The organism is Herminiimonas sp. (assembly GCF_030645555.1).
Lineage (GTDB): Bacteria > Pseudomonadota > Gammaproteobacteria > Burkholderiales > Burkholderiaceae_D > Oxalicibacterium.
Genome location: NZ_JAUSME010000040.1, coordinates 1 through 5,098, shown reverse-complemented (window position 1 = coordinate 5,098; position 5,098 = coordinate 1). Strand labels below are relative to the sequence as shown.

General features: G+C 54.3%; 8 protein-coding genes. 2 read left to right on the top strand and 6 right to left on the bottom strand.

Annotated elements, in window-relative coordinates; all coding sequences use genetic code 11:
- The 5 genes from Q7T06_RS01675 to rpsF all read right to left on the bottom strand — a co-directional run.
- Nucleotides 1-754, bottom strand: a 754-nt coding sequence (locus Q7T06_RS01675; RefSeq protein WP_304779079.1) for a DnaB-like helicase N-terminal domain-containing protein, incomplete at its 3' end; no start/stop codon positions are given.
- 112 nt (nucleotides 755-866) lie between these two features.
- Nucleotides 867-1,319 carry a 50S ribosomal protein L9 gene (gene rplI / locus Q7T06_RS01670; protein WP_304779076.1) on the bottom strand — a complete coding sequence of 151 codons (453 nt, stop codon included), beginning with the start codon at nucleotides 1,317-1,319 and terminating at the stop codon, nucleotides 867-869.
- Nucleotides 1,320-1,344: 25 nt separating this feature from the next.
- A complete protein-coding gene (gene rpsR, locus Q7T06_RS01665) occupies nucleotides 1,345-1,629 on the bottom strand; it encodes a 30S ribosomal protein S18 (protein WP_076591749.1) in 285 nt (94 codons plus the stop codon).
- Nucleotides 1,630-1,644: 15 nt separating this feature from the next.
- Entirely contained in the window at nucleotides 1,645-1,920 is a 276-nt protein-coding gene (priB, locus tag Q7T06_RS01660) for a primosomal replication protein N (RefSeq protein ID WP_370652327.1), read from the bottom strand.
- 66 nt (nucleotides 1,921-1,986) lie between these two features.
- Nucleotides 1,987-2,355 carry a 30S ribosomal protein S6 gene (rpsF, locus tag Q7T06_RS01655; protein ID WP_304779082.1) on the bottom strand — a complete coding sequence of 123 codons (369 nt, stop codon included), beginning with the start codon at nucleotides 2,353-2,355 and terminating at the stop codon, nucleotides 1,987-1,989.
- A 299-nt stretch (nucleotides 2,356-2,654) separates the two neighbouring features.
- Between rpsF and lexA the strand changes: the two genes are divergently transcribed.
- Complete coding sequence (gene lexA / locus Q7T06_RS01650; RefSeq protein ID WP_304779061.1) at nucleotides 2,655-3,317, top strand: transcriptional repressor LexA; 663 nt, start codon at nucleotides 2,655-2,657, stop codon at nucleotides 3,315-3,317.
- A 21-nt stretch (nucleotides 3,318-3,338) separates the two neighbouring features.
- Here lexA and Q7T06_RS01645 read toward each other — a convergent pair whose 3' ends face one another.
- Entirely contained in the window at nucleotides 3,339-4,103 is a 765-nt protein-coding gene (locus tag Q7T06_RS01645; protein ID WP_304779058.1) for an RNA methyltransferase, read from the bottom strand.
- Between the two features lie 139 nt (nucleotides 4,104-4,242).
- Between Q7T06_RS01645 and Q7T06_RS01640 the strand changes: the two genes are divergently transcribed.
- Nucleotides 4,243-5,031 (top strand): inositol monophosphatase family protein, encoded by a 789-nt coding sequence (locus Q7T06_RS01640; protein WP_304779055.1) that lies wholly within the window; start codon nucleotides 4,243-4,245, stop codon nucleotides 5,029-5,031.
- Nucleotides 5,032-5,098 lie beyond the last annotated feature (67 nt).

The window sequence follows — 5,098 nt, the reverse complement described above, 5'->3', positions numbered from 1 at the left end:
TCTCCATCGAGAACACGGCGACCGGCAGGCCGCTTTCTATCGCCACCGTTTCACCGATATTGATCGAGAAGGCGGTTTTACCCATCGATGGACGACCGGCGACGATGATCAAGTCGCCAGGCTGCAATCCCGATGTCATGCGGTCCAGGTCGGCAAAGCCGGTCGGGACGCCGGTAATATCGCTGCCGCTGTCGCGGTTATACAGTTCGTCGATACGCTCGACGACTTGCGTGAGCAAGGGCTGGATTTCCTGAAAGCCCTGGGCACCGCGCGAACCTTCTTCCGCAATCGCAAAGATCTTGGATTCGGCTTCATCCAGCATCTGCTTGACTTCCTTGCCTTGCGGATTGAAAGCCTGGCCGGAGATTTCATCCGAAACGGTAATCAGTTTGCGCAGCACGCCGCGGTCGCGCACGATCTCTGCATAGCGGCGGATATTGGCAGCCGACGGCGTATTTTGCGCCAGCGCATTGAGGTAGGACACGCCGCCGACTTCTTCTGCCTTGCCACTGTTGGTCAAGGCTTCGAACACGGTGATCACGTCAGCCGGCCTGGAGTTGTTGATCAGCCGGACTATGTGCTGAAAAATAATCCTGTGGTCGTAGCGGTAAAAATCATCCTGATGGACAAAATCCGCAATGCGATCCCAGGCAGCATTGTCCAGCAGCAGGCCGCCTAGTACGGATTGCTCCGCTTCTATCGAATGCGGGGGGACGCGTAGGGAATCTAATTGCGGATCGGAACGGGTATTCATGGCGCGAATTATACCCGCTACCGGTGTGCGCTTAGAAAAAATGGGCAATAAAAAAGCCGGGAAAACCCGGCTTTTTTTGCGGCAACAAGTGCCAGACTTGCTTTAAACAGACTTAAGCGTGTTCGCCGATAACTGCGATCGTCACGTCCACAACCACATCCGTGTGCAATGCAACGGAGACGAGGTGCTCGCCGGTTGTTTTCAGAGGACCTGTAGGCAAACGGATTTGCGCTTTTTCAACCGCAAAACCTTGCTTGGTCAACGCTGCAGCGATATCGGCATTGGTTACGGAACCGAACAAACGGCCGTCCACACCCGATTTTTGCGAAATCTGTACCGTTTGACCGGTCAGTTTTTCGCCTTGCGCTTGCGATGCTGCCAATTTTGCAGCTGCGATTTTTTCCAGCTCTGCGCGCTTGACTTCGAATTCAGCAACAGCAGTAGTCGTCGCACGACGAGCTTTGCGTTGTGGAATCAGGAAGTTGCGTGCGTAGCCGTCTTTTACCTTGACGACTTCACCGAGGTTGCCGAGATTAACGACTTTTTCTAACAGAATGACTTGCATGTTTTTCTCCTATTTCAGTCGTTAATTACGCGTGGTGCAGATCGGTGTACGGCAACAGCGCTAGGAAACGTGCGCGCTTGATTGCTGTATCGACTTGACGCTGATAGATTGCCTTGGTGCCGGTCAGGCGTGCTGGCATGATCTTGCCGTTTTCCTGAACGAAGTCTTTCAAGGTGTCTACGTCTTTGTAGTCAACTTGTTCTACGTGTGCAGCTGTGAAGCGGCAGAATTTTTTACGCTTGAACAAAGGGTTTTGTTGTTTGCGTTTTTCTTTGAGTTTGCTTTTGTCGAATTTTTTACCGAATGCCATTTTGGGCTCCTGTATCTAAATGTGGGTCTCGAAATCTGTGAGATGGAAAACAAGGCTTTTGCTGTTACGGCTCTTGCGTGCCAGGAAACCGGTGAACTGAAATGTTCCGCCTAACTCGGCTTGATTGAAGCGGCCTGAAATTTCTCCCGCGGCAATCGCGGCAATCTCAAACTCGACCAATCGTGGAACACCTGCTTCCATCTGTTGCGAACTGTGCAGCAATATCGCTGACACTATCGGGACACCTGCCGGTGTGTAGCGCAAGATTTCACGCTCGGCTATGGTCGCCACGATGTTGCAATGATTCTGAAGCTGATTCACTCTCCTGAGACGTCGTTGCAGTAACTACCGCTGCAATTAAGCAGCAGGTGCCTCGGCGCGATGGCTCTTGGCAGCATCTTCCTTCTGCACAGCCTTCATCATTGGCGATGGCGTTGTTTCAGCCTTCTTCATTTTCACTGTCAGATGACGCAGAACGGCATCGTTGAATTTGAAGCCGGTGTCGATTTCAGCCAGCGTGTCGCCATCACATTCGATGGTCAGGCAAACGTAGTGGGCTTTAGCCAGTTTCTGGATCAGGTACGCCATTTGACGACGGCCCCAGTCTTCTACACGGTGAACAACACCACCACGCGTGGTGACGATACCCTTGTAGCGTTCGATCATTGCAGGCACTTGCTCGCTTTGATCCGGATGAACGATAAATACGATTTCATAATGACGCATGTAAGCTCCTTTTTGGACGGATTGAAAATCGCCCACCTCGGCGTCAAGACGAGTGTGGGAAGAGGAAAACCGATAATCATACGCGTAGAAGCTGAAAAACTCAACGCTTTCAAGCATTTATCGCCGGACCAGCCAGCCACAACCGGGATAAATGCGCAAATCCCCTTGCGTTTAAGCATGTACTGTATAAAAATACAGACTGTTTATATAACCAGTTCAACAGGCAGCTCGATAAGCAGCCCGATGAACCGGCCGATAAACAGCCAGCGACTACGCTCACCTCACGCAAGGCTAATGCAATGATCAAACTGACTGCCCGCCAGGAACAAATCCTGAACCTGATACGCGATGCCATCGAAAACACGGGCTTCCCGCCGACGCGTGCAGAAATCGCAACCGAGCTGGGTTTCCGTTCTGCCAATGCGGCGGAAGAACACTTGCAGGCGCTGGCGCGCAAAGGCGCGATCGAAATCTCGCCCGGCACCTCGCGCGGCATCCGCTTGCGCGATGTCGGCAGCAATGGCGAAGAACGCTACCCCGGCAGGCAGATGGCGTTGCCGCATCCGGCCTTGATGCAATTGAGCCTGCCGCTGGTAGGACGCGTTGCCGCCGGCTCACCTATCCTGGCGCAGGAACATATAGAAGCGACATATAACGTCGATAAATCACTGTTTTCCGCCAAACCCGATTACCTGCTGAAGGTACGAGGCATGTCGATGCGCGATGTCGGGATACTGGATGGCGATTTGCTGGCCGTGAAGAAAACCGATAGCGCCAGGAATGGGCAGATCGTGGTGGCACGCATAGGCGATGACGTCACCGTCAAGCGTTACCGGAAAACCGGCTCCCTGATCGAACTGCTGCCGGAAAATCCGGATTTCGAGCCTATACGCGTAGATTTGTCGCGCGATGAATTTGCGCTGGAAGGTTTGGCCGTCGGTTTGGTGCGCAGCTGGCATTAAAATCCAGCCTGAGGCCTGGCCTCACCCTTCTTTTTTACACCTGGCCAGAATCTGCTTCGCAATCCCGCGCAGGATGTTGACCTCTTCGGTTTCCAGCTGCGTGCGGGAAAACAGGCGCTTCAGGCGCGGCATCAGCTTCTTCGGGTTGTCGGCATCCAGAAAATCGATCGCCACCAGCGCCTGCTCCAGATGTGCATACATGCCATCGATCTGCGCCATGCCTGCAGCCTCGCCCTGAAAGCCGATGTCGGTCGCGGTCCGTGCATCACCCAGGGCCGCCATGCGCGCCTCATAAGCCAGTACCTGTACTGCTTGCGCCAGGTTCAATGAGGAATAATCCGGATTGGCCGGGATATTGATCAGCACATTGCACTTTTCAACTATCTCGTTGGGCAAGCCGAAGCGTTCATTGCCAAACACCACCGCAGCGCGCAGGTTAACCTCCTCAACCAGGCGTGCCGCCAGTGCACGCGGCGAAATGATGGGGGGCGAAAACTCGCGCAGCCGCGCCGTCACCGCTGCCGCAAAGTTGCAATCGGCCAGCGCTTCATCGATAGAACCGACTATCCGCGCCGCGGCCAGAATGTCCTGCGCGCCGCTGGCGAAGGCCATCGCCTCTTCCTGCAACGCCGCATCGGGAAAACGTGGATTGACCAGCACCAGCTCGGTAAAACCCATGTTTTTGATCGCACGCGCCGCCGCCCCTATATTGCCGGGGCGACTGGTTTCGATCAGTACAAAACGCAGGCGATTGAAAAGAGGCGTGTCGGTTTGTGGCAGGTTCATTTAAAATAGCGGCATTGCGCGGTAAGTATCATGTCGAAATGGCAGCTCTATACCGCATCGCTCATTAATTTCAATTTAGGTGTTTGTCCTCGCGTTCACGCGTAGGCGCCGCCATTTTAACGGAATCTCTATGCATCCCATGCTCAATACGGCAATCAAGGCCGCTCGCCGCGGCGCTGCCGTCATCAATCGCGCGTCCTTCGATCTCGACCGCGTCAAGGTTACCGAGAAAAAGCACAACGATTTTGTCACCGAAGTCGATCAGGCTGCCGAGCAGGCCATCATAGAGGTTTTGAAAACCGCCTATCCGGATCACGCCATCCTGGCGGAAGAATCCGGTGCATCGGCCAATCTGCACGACGACAATGACAATGTCTGGATCATCGATCCGCTCGACGGCACCACCAATTTTATCCACGGCTTCCCGCAATACTGCGTCTCGATCGCCTTGCAGCAGCGCGGCCAGATCACGCAGGCGGTCGTCTACGACCCCACCCGCAACGACTTGTTCACCGCGACCAAAGGTTCAGGCGCTTACCTGAATGAAAAACGCATACGCGTCACCAAGCGCGACAAGATCAGCGATGCATTGATAGGCACTGGCTTCCCTTTCCGCGAAACCGACAACATCGATGAATACATGAAAATGTTCAAGATCATGACGCAAAGCTGCGCCGGCCTGCGTCGCCCCGGCTCGGCTGCACTGGATCTGGCTTACGTTGCCGCCGGTCGCCTGGATGGCTTCTTCGAAAAAAACCTGCAACCGTGGGACATGGCGGCAGGCTCATTGCTGATCACCGAATCCGGCGGCATCATGGGCACCTTCGAAGGCGAATCGGATTACCTGTACAAGGGCGATGTACTCGCCGGCACGCCCAAGGTATTTGCGCAAATGGTGGCCTTGCTGAGCCCGTTCGCAAAAAAATAAGCCCGCAGCAAGCAAATGAAAAGTATCTGCATGCCCAAGCGGCAGGCAGATACTTTTTTCATTTTGC

Excerpts from the sequence above, each read along its gene's own strand:
- rplI (WP_304779076.1), bottom strand. The coding sequence starts at position 1,319 with ATGCAAGTCATTCTGTTAGAAAAAGTCGTTAATCTCGGCAACCTCGGT.
- rpsR (WP_076591749.1), bottom strand. The coding sequence starts at position 1,629 with ATGGCATTCGGTAAAAAATTCGACAAAAGCAAACTCAAAGAAAAACGC.
- rpsF (WP_304779082.1), bottom strand. The coding sequence starts at position 2,355 with ATGCGTCATTATGAAATCGTATTTATCGTTCATCCGGATCAAAGCGAG.
- lexA (WP_304779061.1), top strand. The coding sequence starts at position 2,655 with ATGATCAAACTGACTGCCCGCCAGGAACAAATCCTGAACCTGATACGC.
- Q7T06_RS01645 (WP_304779058.1), bottom strand. The coding sequence starts at position 4,103 with ATGAACCTGCCACAAACCGACACGCCTCTTTTCAATCGCCTGCGTTTT.
- Q7T06_RS01640 (WP_304779055.1), top strand. The coding sequence starts at position 4,243 with ATGCTCAATACGGCAATCAAGGCCGCTCGCCGCGGCGCTGCCGTCATC.